Here is a 13,503-nt window from a genome sequence, read left to right as displayed (position 1 = left end):
CATGTAACGTCAGTTACATAAATACTGTTTTAACGGATTATGAAGCGAATTCAACACCCTCATCCAGCAGGAGCCCGGATGCCCCCTCTCAGAGACCTGATCACCGATCCCGGCCTGGATCTTACGCCGTCGGAGCGCAAAGTCGTTCGCGCCTTGCTTGATCAGTACCCACGCAACGGTCTGGGGCCGATGGCGCGTCTGGCCGAACATGCCGGCGTCAGCGATCCGACCATCGTGCGGCTGGTGAAAAAACTCGGTTTCGGTGGTTACGCCGAATTCCAGGATGCCCTGCTCAGTGACATGGATCACCGCCTGCGCTCGCCGCGCACGCTGTTGCAACCGCGCGCCCATCAACACAGGGACGACGCCTGGAGCCACTATCTGGGCGACAGCCATCGCCTGCTGGTCGAAACCCAATCGCTGACCCAACCCGAAGACGTGCGCATTCTCACCGACTGGCTGCTCGATGCCCGGCATCAGGTGTATTGCTTCGGCGGGCGCTTCAGCAGCCTGATGGCCACCTACCTGCTCAATCACCTGCGCCTGCTGCGCCCCGGTTGCTTCGCTCTGGAAGACAACGCGCAACTGCCTGATCGCTTGTTTGATCTGCAACGCCAGGATGTGGTGTTGCTGTTCGACTATCGCCGCTACCAGACCCAGGCCTTGCGAGTCGCCAGCGCGGCAAAAAACAACAACGCGCGCGTGGTGTTGTTCACCGACATCTATGCCTCGCCGCTGCGCGAACTGGCCGACCTGATCATCAGCGCGCCGGTGGAATCGGCTTCGCCGTTCGACACCATGGTGCCAGCGCTGGCTCAGGTCGAAGCACTGATCGCCTGCCTGACCTTGCGCACCGAAAACCTCGCCGATCGCCTGGAAGGCATCGATGCCCTGCGCAATGACTTCAACACCCACCTGCTGGAGGATAAATAAGGATGTTCAGCCTTCCCCACCGCTCGCCGCGAGACTTGCCGTTTGTCACCGATCACACCGCACTGTTGCTGGTGGACATGCAGCGTGCCTGGCTCGAACCGCAGTTCGACGCGCACCTCAACGGGCCTGACGCCGAGTATTTCCTGACCCGTGCACACATGCAGGTGGTGCCCAACCAACGTCGTTTGCTCAGTGCCTTTCGCGAGGCGCGGCAGAACGTGCTGCACACCATTATCGAAAGCCTTACGGCTGATGGCCGTGACCGCTCGCTCGACCACAAACTCTCGGACATGCACCTGCCCAAAGGCAGCGTGCAGGCGCGGATCATTGAAGACCTGAGCCCGGTGGAAAACGAAATCGTCCTGCCAAAGACCTCGTCCGGAGTGTTCAACTCGACCAACATCGATTACGTGCTGCGCAACCTGCAAACCCGTCACTTGATCATCGCTGGCATCGTCACCGATCAGTGCGTCGACATGGCCGTGCGCGACGCCGCCGATCGTGGCTATCTGGTCACCCTGGTGGAAGATGCCTGCGCCACCTACAGCGCCGAACGCCATCACGCCTGCCTGAATGCGATCAAGGGTTACTGCTGGATCACCGACACCGACACCGTGCTCGCCCGCCTGCAGGAGATGCAGCCATGAGCACGCGCCTGACGCCGCTGCCGATGACCACGCTGGTCACCACAGACCTGATCGGCATCACCCGCGGCCGCTCGTTTCCCACTGATGAGCTGGAGCATTATCAAGCCGCCGGCTGCGGCTGGGTACCGGCCAACAGCGCATTGACGCCGCAGGACATCATTGCTTCGACCAATCCGTGGGGCGCCTATGGCGATCTGCGGTTGATTCCCGATCTGAGCAGCCGCGTCACCGTTGGCAACGGCCCGGACGCTAACGCGCCGGCGCTGGATTTTATCCACGGCGATATTCGCGAAACCGATGGCCGCCCGTGGGGCGCCTGCCCGCGCACGTTGTTGCGCGATGAAATCGAACGTTATCGCGATGAACTGGGCTTGCAGGTCAACGCCGCGTTCGAACATGAATTCAACCTACACGCCGGTTTTGCCGAGCATCTGGCGTTCTCCCTCGAAGCCCAGCGCCAAGGTGCCGAGTTCGGTGGCTGGCTGCTCAGCGCCCTGCGCGCCGGCGGTGTCGAGCCGGAAATGTTTCTGCCGGAATACGGCAAGCATCAATACGAAATCACCTGCCGCCCGACGCTCGGCGTAGCGGCGGCTGATCGTGCCGTCAACGTGCGCGAGATCACCCGCGAGATCGCCCGGCAAATGGACCTCGACCTGAGCTTCGCGCCGAAAACTGCGGCGGATGCGGTGTGCAACGGCGTGCATCTACACGTCAGCCTGCTCGATCTGGCCGGCCAGCCAATGCTCTATGACCCCGGTACCAGCAACGGTCTGTCGAGTCTTGGCCAGCATTGGGCGGCGGGGATCCTGCATTACTTGCCGGCCCTCTGTGCCTTCACCGCGCCGACGCCGGTGTCGTACGAGCGCTTGCAGCCGCATCACTGGAGCGCCTCTTACGCTTGTCTGGGTCAACAGAACCGCGAGGCGGCGCTGCGCATCTGCCCGACCGTGAGCCTCGGCGGCAAATCCGTGGCCCAGCAGTTCAACCTTGAGTTCCGCGCCATGGACGCCACCGCCTCGCCGCATCTGGCCATGGCCGCGCTGCTGATCGCCGGACGTCTGGGCATCGAACAGCGTCTGGCGCTGAACGCCATCACTAACGAAATTCCCGATTCACTCAATGACGAGCAACGCAAGGCCCGGGGCATCATCGCCCTGCCCGCCTCGCTGGCCCAGGCGCTGGATTGCCTGCGCAACAGTGGCACCTTCACTGCATGGCTGCCCAAGCCGCTGCTCGACACTTACTACGCCCTGAAAACCGAGGAACTGGCGCTGACGGAACAGCTCTCGCCCGCTGACTTGTGTGAGCACTATGCACGCCTGTACTGAATCCGCCGAGCTGGGGTTGTACACCCGACCGGCCTACAACCTGAGCCGCGCCGACTCGACGCACCCTGTGATTCTGGTGTGCGAACACGCCAACCGCTACATCCCCGAGGCCCTGAACAATCTGGGCCTGGACGAGGCTGCCGCCGCTGAACACATCGCCTGGGACATTGGTGCGCTGCAACTCGCCGAACAGTTATCAGAAAGGCTCGGCGCAACCCTGTTGAGCGCCAATTACTCACGCCTGCTGATCGATCTGAACCGGCCCCGCCACGCCCCGGACAGTATTCCGGCGCAGAGCGAAATCTATCAGGTGCCGGGTAACCGCGAGCTGGACGAAGCCACCCGCGAGTACCGCCGCCGAACCTTGTTCAAACCGTTTCACGCACGTTTGCAAACGTTGATCGACGAACGTGTTGCCCAAGGTCAAGCGGTGCGTGTAGTGGGTATTCACAGCTTCACCCCGGTGTATTACGGCCAGCCACGACACCTGGAGGCCGGCGTGCTGTTCGGTCAGGCCAAGGCCTACGCGCAACGCCTGCTCGACGGTCTCGGCGAGCATCCGCTGAAAGTGGCCGGCAATCAGCCCTACAAGATCGATCCGCTGGGTGACATGACCGTGCCGGTGCACGGCGATGCCCGTGGCCTCGACTCGGTGCTGATCGAGGTGCGCAACGATTTGCTGCGCAGCCCCGAAGCCGTATCGCGCTGGGCCGGATACCTCGCGCCGTTGCTGTAATGAATGAAAGACTGCTGACGCTGTAAACGATGGATCGATAACAACTAAAACGACCGACTGGCTGACAAGGAGTTGCGCTTCATGGAAATTGAAGAATTCGGCTACAAGCAAGAGTTGAAACGTAGCCTGACGCTGACCGATCTGGTGGTATACGGGATGATCTTCATGATCCCCATCGCCCCGTTCGGTGTGTATGGCTACGTCAACGCCGAGGCACCGGGGATGGTGCCGTTGGCGTACATTATTGGCATGGTGGCGATGCTGTTCACCGCGCTGAGTTACGGCAGCATGGCCAAGGCTTTTCCGATTGCCGGTTCGGTCTATTCCTACGCGCAACGCGGCCTCAATCAGCACGTCGGCTTCATCGCCGGTTGGCTGATGCTGCTCGATTACCTGCTGATCCCGCCGCTGCTTTACGTTTACGCGGCGATGGCCCTCAACCACTTGTACCCGGACATCCCGAAAGTCGGCTTTATTCTGGCGTTCCTGGTCAGCGCGACCTTCGTCAACCTGCGCGGCATCACCTTCACGGCACGGATGAACATCATCTTCCTGCTCGCGCAACTGGTGGTGCTGGGGATTTTCCTGTTCTACGCCTGGAATGCCCTGCACAACGGTGGCGGTAACGGCGAACTAACTCTGGCGCCGCTGTATCACCCGCAAACCTTCAACTTCGCCCTGCTGATGCAAGCGGTGTCGATTGCGGTGCTGTCGTTCCTTGGCTTCGATGCGATCTCGACACTCGCTGAAGAAATCAAAGGCGATCCGGGCAAGAGCGTCGGCAAAGCCGCGCTGATCACCCTGGTGGTCATGGGCGTGATTTTCGTTGCGCAAACCTGGATTGCCACCGATCTGGCGGCCGGCATGGGTTTCAAATCCGCCGACACCGCGTTCTATGAAATCGCCGAAATCGCCGCCGGCAGTTGGCTGGCGACCCTGACCGCTGTCGCGACGGCATTGGCTTGGGGCGTGGCCGTGGCGATCACTTCGCAAGCCGCAGTCTCGCGTCTGCTGTTCGGCATGGCCCGCGACGGCAAGCTGCCGAAAGTGCTGGCCAAGGTGCATCCGAAACACAACACGCCGTACCTGAGCATTTATCTGGTGGCGGTGCTGTCGCTGGTGATCTGCTACCTGTTCATCAACTCGGTCGACACCCTGACCTCGCTGGTCAACTTCGGCGCGCTCAGCGGCTTCATGCTGCTGCACCTGACAGTGATCAACTACTACTGGCGTCGGCAGAAGTCCGGCCAAGTGGTGCGTCACCTGATCTGCCCGGTCATCGGCTTCATCATCGTCGCGGCCATCATGTACAACATGGGCGTCGATGCGCAGAAGCTCGGCCTGATCTGGATTGCCCTGGGCCTGGTGTATCTGTTCTTCCTGAATAAACTCGGCGCCAGTACCGCGCTGCCTGACCCGAGCAACGGCTGACAAGAAAAAGAGCGGCGTCTGACAACAAATCAGGCGACCGCCGATTTATCGCGTGGACACCGACAGTGATAGTCAGGTTTGGCGACATCGCCGAACCTTTTGATACAGGAGTACATCCATGCTGGTCTTACGCCCAGTCGAACAGACTGACCTGCCCCAGCTACAACAATTGGCCCGCGACAGTCTGGTGGGCGTAACTTCCCTGCCGGACGACAGCGAACGCCTGCGCGAGAAAATCGCCGGCTCCTGCGCCTCGTTTGACAGCGAAGCGGCATCCCAAGGCCCGGAGAACTACTTCTTCGTGCTGGAAGACCTGGACCGCCAACGGCTGGTCGGCTGCTCGGAGATTCTCGCGACGGCGGGCTTCGACGAGCCGTTCTACAGCCTGCGCAACCGCCATTTCACCAGTGCATCCCGCGAGCTGAACATTGAACATGGCGTGCCGGCGCTGTCGCTGTGCCATGACCTCAGCGGCCACACATTGCTGCGTGGTTTTCACATCAATGCCGAACTGGTGCGTACGCCGTTCTCCGAATTGTTGTCCCGTGCGCGCCTGTTGTTCATCGCCGCTCACACGCGGCGCTTTGCCGAAGCGGTGATTACTGAACTGGTCGGCTACAGCGACGAGCAAGGTCATTCGCCGTTCTGGGATGCGCTGGGCAAACACTTCTTCGACCTGCCCTACGCGGAAGCTGAACGCCTGTGCGGGCTGCAGAGCCGCACGTTTCTCGCCGAACTGATGCCGCAATACCCGATTTACGTGCCGATGCTGCCGCAAGCGGCGCAGGACTGTATCGGTCGTATTCACCCGGACGGTCAGGAAGCGTTCGACATCCTTGAGCGTGAGGGTTTCGAAACCAACAGCTACATCGACCTGTTCGACGCCGGCCCGACCCTGTATGCGCGCACCAGCAACATTCGTTCGATCGCCCGCAGCCAGACGGCAACAGTTCAGCAAAAACCCCAAATCGATGCCCGCGGTCGTTATCTGCTGAGCAACGACGCGCTGCACGGCTTCCGGTCGATCATGGCCGAACTCGATTACCAGACCGATCAACCGCTGTCCCTCACCCCTGCAATGTGTGCGGCGCTGAACGTGACCGATGGCAGCCCGATCCGGCTGATTGCCCTGTGAAACCCGTGCGGTTGCGCAGACAACGACAGTGCCCGAACAGGCGCGCAGAAGGAGTTACAGCATGATTGTCCGCCCGGTCAAAGTCAGCGACCTACCAGCCTTGATGGCGCTGGTGCAACAGGCCGGCCCGGGGTTCACCACCCTGCCGGCCAACGAAGATCGCCTGTCCCACCGGGTCCGTTGGGCGCAACGGGCGTTCGCCGAACAAGTGGAACGAGCCGACGCAGACTATCTGTTTGTGCTCGAAGACGACGACATGCGCGTGGTCGGCGTCAGCGCTCTGGCCGGGGCGGTCGGCCTGCGTGAGCCGTGGTACAACTATCGGGTCGGATTGACGGTGAGTTCGGCGCCGGATCTGGGCATTCAACGGCAGATCCCGACACTGTTTCTCAACAACGAACTCACCGGCCAATCTGAGCTGTGCTCGCTGTTTCTCGGCCATGACCAGCGCCACGGCAGCAATGGCCGCTTGTTGTCACTGGGGCGATTGCTGTTCGTTGCCGAGTTCCCGCACTTGTTCGGCGAGAAGATGATTGCCGAACTGCGCGGCAGTGCCGATGAACACGGTTGTTCGCCGTTCTGGGACAGCCTGGGTCGGCATTTCTTTCAAATGGACTTCAGCCATGCCGACCACTTGTCCGGGCTGGGCAACAAATCGTTCATCGCCGAACTGATGCCGCGCCAGCCGCTGTACACCTGCCTGCTCACCGAACAGGCCCAGGCAGCGATCGGCCAGGCACACCCGAATACCGAACCGGCGCTGAAGATCCTCCAGGCCGAAGGGTTTACCCACAAAGGCTACATCGACATCTTCGACGGCGGCCCGGTGATCGAAGCGCCGGTGCGCAATATCCGCACCGTGCGCGAGAGCGTCGAGCTGGCCCTGAGCCTCGGCAGCCCGGACGAACAGGCGCCACTGTGGCTGATTCACAACCGGCGTCTGGAGAACTGCCGCATCACCGTCGCTCGCGCCCGCCGGGTCGGCAGCAGCCTGGTGATCGACCGCCTCACCGCCAAGCGCCTGCAACTGCAACCGGGCAACTCGGTACGCGCGGTGATGCTGCCCAATCAACAGCAACAGGCGGTGGCGGCCTGACGGTCACCACCGCAAAAAGGTAAATCCTTTCAGCAAAAGGGTCAGCGACAACCTGTCCCTTGCAAATTCGTCATGATCCTTGACCCATTCGCGTGATAGCCTTTTCATTCTTCGGCGTTGACACCTTTGTTCAAGCCTTTCCATTCCTTTGTATTGGTGGAACTCGTATGACCCGGCTTTCCCATCAAGATTTGCGCCGTAACTTCCGTCAACTGCTGGCCTCCGACACCTGCTACCACACCGCGTCGGTGTTCGATCCGATGTCCGCGCGCATCGCTGCTGACCTGGGTTTTGAAGTGGGCATCCTCGGTGGTTCCGTGGCCTCGTTGCAGGTGCTCGGTGCCCCGGACTTTGCCCTGATCACCCTCAGCGAGTTCGCCGAACAGGCCACCCGCATCGGCCGCGTCGCCCAATTACCGGTGATCGCCGACGCCGACCACGGCTACGGCAACGCCCTCAACGTGATGCGCACCATCGTCGAACTGGAACGCGCCGGCGTCGCCGCCCTGACCATCGAAGACACCTTGCTGCCGGCACAATTCGGCCGAAAATCCACCGACCTGATCACCGTTGCCGAAGGCGTCGGCAAGATCCGCGCGGCGCTGGAAGCCCGGGTTGATACGGAAATGGCGATCATCGCCCGTACCAACGCCGGTATTTTGCCGAACCAGGAAATCATCAGCCGCACTCGCCAGTACCAGGCTGCCGGGGCTGACGGCATCTGCATGGTCGGCATTCAGGATTTCGATCAGCTTGAGCAAATCGCCGAACACCTGACCGTACCGCTGATGCTGGTCACCTACGGCAACCCGGCGCTGCGCGACGACAAACGTCTGGCCGAACTCGGTGTACGCGTGACCATTGATGGCCATGGTGCTTACTTTGCGGCGATCAAAGCGACGTATGACAGCTTGCGTGAACAGCGGCAGATCTTTACCCAGGCCTCCGACCTGAGCGCGACCGAGTTGACGCACACCTATACCCAACCGGAGGAATACATTCTTTGGGCCAAGGAATACATGAGCGTCAAGGAGTGATGGGTTGACCGGGCTGACGCCATCGCTGGCAAGCCAGGCTCCCACAGGTTATGCGGTTCGACATCAATTGATGGTTCAGCACCAAACCCTGTGGGAGCTGGCTTGCCAGCGATGAGGCCTGCCGCTACACCGCTAAACCGGCGTCTTGTAAGCCTCTTCCCGCTGCACCGCCCGCGCCTGAATCACATTCAGAATCGCACAGCCCTCGCGCATCAACAGATGCACCGCGCTGGTCACCCGCGTCAGATCACAATCGGAAATGCCTTTGAGGTTGAGGCTGGCAAAGGTGTCGGCCAGATCGCGCACGACCACAAACCGGTGCATCGCACAGGAGGCCATGTCGCTGAGTTCCGAGTGGGTGTTGAGGAAAAGCACCGGGGATTCGGCGTCGTAGGTGTCGATGGGGAGGAAGCGGGGCATTACTTGATCACACATTGGTATAACTCCTGTATTGAGAGAGCTACCACCAGTCGCGGCCAAACGAGGAAGGTGGCAGCCGTACGCGGGTTGGCCGACCGGATACAGGAACCGGCACACCCGAAGGTGTCCCACGCACAGCCGCCATAACACAACATCACAGACAAGCATCGACTGAATATGTTGGGCAGACTGTACGTCTCTGTATCGACCGGCCAAGGTCGTTCGCGGTGTTTTTCCGCGAGCCCGAACTATAGGGGTCGATACCGAAATGCGGCAACAGGGTACGTTGTAGGAAACGTCTTGGAAAGTTGTACGCCGTCCGCGACTTCCACTTTTCCCACAAAAGCCCCTCACCCTAGCCCTCTCCCGGAGGGAGAGGGAACCGATTGGGGGATGCTCGGGATCTACGCCGACTTGTGATACCGCGCTGAATCCGATTTTGAATTCAAAATCGATCTTTCAGGTCGCTGTATTGACCAAAAACAACACGGTCAGTCCCCTCTCCCTCTGGGAGAGGGTTAGGGTGAGGGCAAATGCACCTGACACCCCACCCGCATCAGTCACAGCACAGGCCCACTCACCGTGGCTTGGCCAACTCCATAATCATCCGCGACAACAGATAAATCCGCGGCGCCACGCTCGCCACTTCGGCGTACTCCTCCGGCGTGTGAATATTGCCGCCGACAATCCCGAAACCATCCAGCGTCGGCGTGCCGACCCCGGCCGACAAACTCGCATCCGCCGCGCCACCACTCCCCTCCTCGGTCAGCTTGCGGCCAATCTCGCCATAAATCCCCTGGGCCATGACCATCAGGCGATCCGACTCAGGCGTTTGCGGCATCGGGGGCAAGCCGCGCTGCAACGAAGTCTTGACCTCAGTCTCGGGAATCAATTTGTCCTGCGACACCCGTGCCAGATCCTTCTCGATCCGGTCAAACTCCTCCGGCACCGCCGCGCGCACGTCGGCCTTGGCCGTGGCTTGATCGGGAATCACGTTGGTGCGGTCGCCGGCCTTGAGCACGGTGAAGTTGATGGTGGTCTTCTTCGCTTCATCGCCGAGTTTGCCCAGTTGCAGAATCTGGTGCGCCGCTTCCATCGCGGCGTTGCGCCCCAGTTCCGGGGCGACGCCGGCGTGTGCGGCTTTACCCTTGACCTCGACCAGCGCCGTCGCGCTGCCCTTGCGCCACACCACCAGGCCATCAGCCGGGCGTCCCGGCTCAAGGTTGAGGGTCACGTCGTGCTGTTTGGCGGTTTTCTTGATCAGATCGGTGGCGACGTCCGAACCGGTTTCTTCGCTGGCGTCGAGCAGGAAGGTGATTTGTGCGTAGTCCTTGAAGTCGAGGTTTTTCAGGACTTTCAGCGCATAGATACCGGCGACGATGCCGCCCTTGTCATCCATCACCCCTGGCCCGTAAGCGCGGCCGTCCTTGATGTGGAACGGCCGCTCGGCCGCCGACCCCTCCTTGAACACCGTGTCCATGTGCGCCATCAACAGGATTTTCGCCTTGCCGGTGCCTTTCAGCGTCGCCAGTACATGGTTGGATTTTTCCGGTGTGTTCGGCACCAGTTCGATGGTGGCGCCGAGTTTTTTCAGCTCATCGATGGCGATGTCGCTGACTTGCTTGAGGCCCGGTTCATAGCCGGAACCGGAGTCGATATTGACCAGCCGTTCCAGCAATTTCAGCGCTTCTGGCTGGTATTGCTCGGCATCAGCGAGCACTTGTTTGTGCGGTTCGGCAAAGGCGTGGGCAGCGGAGAAAGTGAGAGACAGGCCGAGGCTAGCGGCCAGCAGGGAGCGAGAAAATGAGCACGTCATGAAGCGATCCTTGTTTCGCGTCGGGGGGATTTAACCGTACCCGACATCGGCGCGAGGCTCTACACCGAATGCGACATCTCCCTGACCACCACCGAACACGTGTAGGAGCTGCCGAAGGCTGCGATCTTTTGATCTTGCTTTTGATTTAGAAAGACCAAAGTCAAAAGATCGCAGCCTTCGGCAGCTCCTACAGGGGATGTGGGGTATAGCGGTCAAACCGAATCCAGTAACGTCTGCCGGGACTTGTCATCGCAATTGCAGATCACCCGGTTACGCCCGCTGGCCTTGGCCTCGTACAACGCCTGATCGGCATCATTGAGCCAGCGTGTTGCGTCGGCATGCGCCGGATCGTACGCCGCCAGGCCGATGCTCAAGCTGACCTTCAACGCCGGATTCTGCTCATAACCCAGAATCGCGAAGCGCTCACGCAACGCTTCCATCGCCTGCGCGGCGTTGAACAGCGGCAGATCCGGCAAAATCACGCAGAACTCATCACCGCCGTAACGCCCGGCAACGTCAGTCGCCCGCAGGTTTTGTTTAAGTAACTTGCTCAACTGGCGCAACACGATGTCGCCCGCGACATGGCCGTAGGTGTCGTTGATCGCCTTGAAGTGATCGATGTCGATCAGCGCAATCGCCGCACCCTGCTTCTGCCGCTTGCAGCGCTGAAAAGCGATCTCCAGTTGATCCTTCCAGGCGCCATGATTGAGCAACCCGGTCAGGCTGTCGGTGCGGCTCAAGGCGAGCAATTCGCGTTTATGCAAGCCAAGCGTGTAGGCCTGACGAAAGCAGATCCAGCCCAGCGCCAAGGGGTATAGCAGCAGAAGCGGGAAACAGGCATACATTTGTGCAGGTGTGGTTTGCGGAATGAATGCCGGAGCAAACACCACCAGCCCGACGCCGACCCCGAGCAACTGCGCCGCTGAGCCTGCCAATAGAAAGCGTGAACCGCCGATAGCGACGTTGTTCATCGCCATCATCGAAATGGTCGTGGCAGTGGGCAGCGGATTGAAATGCATGGCGGCAAGCCAAAAGCCGCCGAAAAAGGCGTCGATCAACAGATTGCGGTGTTCAGCGTGGTAAGGAACCCGGGCGCGGCGCGCCCATTGAAACGCCAGATGCGGCCAGACCAAGCCATTGAAGAACATCAACGCCCAGACCCAGAGCGGCGGATCGAGCGAATACATCGCCACGCTCACGCACACAAGCCCCAGAATCAACCCGAGGATGCGCGATGTATAAAGCCTCCTGGCCAATGAAAGTCCCTTTCCTCCGGTATTTCCCATAAGGACCTCGATCACGCACACCGCAGGACGGATGTGCTGGAAGTCTAACAGGGCGACGTTAAATAGCCATCACCGGCCAGCGGGCTGAATAGCGCGACATCAGGGCCGCGCACAGTGCAAATATTTGGCTATACATGAAAGGAGCAAAATGGAAAAAAAACTATAAGAAGGAGACCCATGCACACCTATCACGTGTTGATCATCGGCAGCGGTTTTGGCGGTCAATGTGCTGCGGTCAACCTGCTCAAGGCCGGGATCGACGATTTTCGCCTGCTGGAGCGACGGGACTTCTTTGGCGGCACCTGGTGCCAGAACACCTACCCCGGCGCGGCGGTGGACGTGCCGTCGCCGCTGTATTCGCTGTCGTTCGCGCCGTACCGCTGGTCGCAGATGTTCGCCGGACAGGCCGAACTGCAGCGCTACACCGAACATGTCATCGAGGAATTCGGTTTGCGCGAACGCGTTGAGCTGGAGGCCAATGTCGAGCGCGTCGAATGGGACGACACGGAAAAACGCTGGGCTGTGCACACCGCCAGCAAAGGCACCTTTTATGCGCAGTTCCTGATCAATGCCACCGGACCATTGAGCCAACCGGTCATCCCACACTTTCCCGGCCAGGATCGCTTTCAAGGCAAGACGTTTCATACGAACAACTGGGATCACAGCTACGACTACCGCGCTAAACGCGTGGCCATCGTCGGCAGCGGCGCGAGTGCGGTGCAAGTGATTCCGACCATTGCGCCGCAGGTCGAGCAATTGCACGTGTTTCAGCGCACGCCACACTGGGTGCTGCCCCGCGCCGATCGTCAGTTCGGACCGCTGCAACGCTGGCTGCTTGGCCGCAAACCCGCCTACAAACTGTTGCGCTGGCTGATTTACTGGCAATTCGAAACCCGCGTCATCGCGTTCAAATACTCGAAAGCGGCGATTGACATGGTCCAGCAGCACGCCCTGCGTTTTCTCAAACGCCAAGTGCCGGACCCGGTGCTGCGAGAAAAACTCACCCCGGACTTCACCATTGGCTGCAAACGGGTGCTGGTGTCCAGCACCTATTACCCGGCGCTGAACCGTTCCAACGTCGCCTTGCATACGCGCGAGCAAGGCATTGCGTCCATCGACGAAACCGGGATCAACACCGAGGACGGCCAGCACATCGATGTTGATCTGATTATCTGGTCGACCGGGTACGACGCCACCGACGGGGTGATTTCCTACCCGGTCAGCGGAAAAAACGCCGTGCAACTCAGAGATGTCTGGGCGCAATACCCGCGCGCCTATCTGGGCACCAGTCTGCCGGACTTTCCCAACCTGTTTATCGTCACCGGCCCCAACACCGGCATCGGCCACACCTCGGCGCTGTTCATCATCGAGTCGCAGATGAACTACATCCTCGACTGCATCCGCACCGTGCAGGCGAAGGGTCTGCGCAGCATCGAAGTGCGCCCCGAAGCGGAACGTACCTACACTGAGATGATTCATCGGGAAATGGAGCGCACGGTCTGGAAGTCCGGTGGCTGCCACAGTTGGTATCAAAGCAAGAGCGGTCATGTGATCGCGATGTTTCCCGGCTTCAGTTTCAGCTACCACCGCTTGACCCGAGCGCTGAAACCGGCCGACCACATTCTGTCCTGAACACGT

12 protein-coding genes are annotated in these 13,503 nt (G+C 60.3%); 9 read left to right on the top strand and 3 right to left on the bottom strand.

Annotation, left to right across the window (positions count from 1 at the left end):
- Nucleotides 1-78: 78 nt before the first annotated feature.
- The 8 genes from J0G10_RS12310 to J0G10_RS12275 all read left to right on the top strand — a co-directional run bounded on the left by J0G10_RS12310 (nucleotide 79) and on the right by J0G10_RS12275 (nucleotide 8,343).
- Nucleotides 79-933 (top strand): MurR/RpiR family transcriptional regulator, encoded by an 855-nt coding sequence (locus J0G10_RS12310; RefSeq protein WP_093439023.1) that lies wholly within the window; start codon nucleotides 79-81, stop codon nucleotides 931-933.
- 2 nt (nucleotides 934-935) lie between these two features.
- Nucleotides 936-1,580 carry a cysteine hydrolase family protein gene (locus J0G10_RS12305; protein ID WP_095047512.1) on the top strand — a complete coding sequence of 215 codons (645 nt, stop codon included), beginning with the start codon at nucleotides 936-938 and terminating at the stop codon, nucleotides 1,578-1,580.
- Nucleotides 1,577-2,908, top strand: a complete 1,332-nt coding sequence (locus J0G10_RS12300) for a type I glutamate--ammonia ligase (protein ID WP_220558564.1) — start codon at nucleotides 1,577-1,579, stop codon at nucleotides 2,906-2,908. Before J0G10_RS12305 ends, J0G10_RS12300 begins: the two co-directional genes overlap by 4 nt.
- Complete coding sequence (locus J0G10_RS12295; RefSeq protein ID WP_220558563.1) at nucleotides 2,892-3,644, top strand: N-formylglutamate amidohydrolase; 753 nt, start codon at nucleotides 2,892-2,894, stop codon at nucleotides 3,642-3,644. The genes J0G10_RS12300 and J0G10_RS12295 overlap by 17 nt, the downstream gene beginning before the upstream one ends.
- An 81-nt stretch (nucleotides 3,645-3,725) precedes the next feature.
- Nucleotides 3,726-5,075, top strand: coding sequence for an APC family permease (locus J0G10_RS12290; RefSeq protein ID WP_194934639.1), 1,350 nt, complete (start codon nucleotides 3,726-3,728; stop codon nucleotides 5,073-5,075).
- A 118-nt stretch (nucleotides 5,076-5,193) separates the two neighbouring features.
- A complete protein-coding gene (locus tag J0G10_RS12285) occupies nucleotides 5,194-6,210 on the top strand; it encodes an arginine N-succinyltransferase (protein WP_095047515.1) in 1,017 nt (338 codons plus the stop codon).
- Nucleotides 6,211-6,271: 61 nt separating this feature from the next.
- Nucleotides 6,272-7,306 (top strand): arginine N-succinyltransferase, encoded by a 1,035-nt coding sequence (gene astA, locus J0G10_RS12280; protein WP_095047516.1) that lies wholly within the window; start codon nucleotides 6,272-6,274, stop codon nucleotides 7,304-7,306.
- 167 nt (nucleotides 7,307-7,473) lie between these two features.
- Nucleotides 7,474-8,343 carry an isocitrate lyase/PEP mutase family protein gene (locus tag J0G10_RS12275; protein ID WP_007919546.1) on the top strand — a complete coding sequence of 290 codons (870 nt, stop codon included), beginning with the start codon at nucleotides 7,474-7,476 and terminating at the stop codon, nucleotides 8,341-8,343.
- Nucleotides 8,344-8,475: 132 nt separating this feature from the next.
- On the opposite strand, the gene J0G10_RS12270 is transcribed toward J0G10_RS12275, so the two are convergent.
- The 3 genes from J0G10_RS12270 to J0G10_RS12260 form a co-directional block, all read right to left on the bottom strand.
- Nucleotides 8,476-8,778, bottom strand: coding sequence for a hypothetical protein (locus J0G10_RS12270; RefSeq protein ID WP_220558562.1), 303 nt, complete (start codon nucleotides 8,776-8,778; stop codon nucleotides 8,476-8,478).
- A 562-nt stretch (nucleotides 8,779-9,340) separates the two neighbouring features.
- Nucleotides 9,341-10,579, bottom strand: a complete 1,239-nt coding sequence (locus tag J0G10_RS12265) for a M20/M25/M40 family metallo-hydrolase (RefSeq protein WP_220558561.1) — start codon at nucleotides 10,577-10,579, stop codon at nucleotides 9,341-9,343.
- 212 nt (nucleotides 10,580-10,791) lie between these two features.
- The gene (locus J0G10_RS12260; protein WP_095047520.1) at nucleotides 10,792-11,865 is read right to left on the bottom strand and encodes a diguanylate cyclase; all 1,074 of its coding nucleotides are present in this window, start codon (nucleotides 11,863-11,865) and stop codon (nucleotides 10,792-10,794) included.
- Nucleotides 11,866-12,042: 177 nt separating this feature from the next.
- Between J0G10_RS12260 and J0G10_RS12255 the strand changes: the two genes are divergently transcribed.
- On the top strand, nucleotides 12,043-13,497 hold the full coding sequence (locus tag J0G10_RS12255; protein ID WP_220558560.1) for a flavin-containing monooxygenase: 1,455 nt from the start codon (nucleotides 12,043-12,045) through the stop codon (nucleotides 13,495-13,497).
- The last annotated feature ends 6 nt before the right edge of the window (nucleotides 13,498-13,503 follow it).

The sequence above is a fragment of the Pseudomonas germanica genome, from assembly GCF_019614655.1.
GTDB lineage: Bacteria > Pseudomonadota > Gammaproteobacteria > Pseudomonadales > Pseudomonadaceae > Aquipseudomonas > Aquipseudomonas neuropathica.
Note: the sequence above shows the minus strand (reverse complement) of the source record. Positions and strands in the feature narration are given on the sequence as shown.